Source organism: Pseudomonas sp. HY13-MNA-CIBAN-0226 (assembly GCF_040310305.1).
Lineage (GTDB): Bacteria > Pseudomonadota > Gammaproteobacteria > Pseudomonadales > Pseudomonadaceae > Aquipseudomonas > Aquipseudomonas gregormendelii.
The window spans coordinates 1-253 of record NZ_JBEOPS010000438.1 but is presented as its reverse complement, the minus strand read 5'-3'; the positions used below and the strand labels follow the sequence as shown (position 1 = coordinate 253).

Genomic DNA, 253 nt, shown 5'->3' with positions numbered 1-253 from the left:
ATACAGCGCAGTGCGGGTCAGCGAACCCGGCTCGGCGACACCGAGGAACATCATCGGCAAGCTCACCAGGTTAATCACACCCAGTAGCATGAAGGTCTTCTTGCGACCGATCAGGTCACTCAGGTAACCGAAGGCCAGTGCTCCGACAATGGTTGCCACCGACCCGTACATGAGCATCTGCGAAGTTTGCGTATGGGGCACTTTGGCGACCACGTTGAGCAAGGTCGGCAGATAACCGCAGGCCAGGTAATAC

1 pseudogene is annotated in these 253 nt (G+C 57.3%); it reads right to left on the bottom strand.

Annotated elements, in window-relative coordinates:
- Positions 1-253: pseudogene (locus AAEZ05_RS29425) on the bottom strand (MFS transporter); the annotation flags it as partial.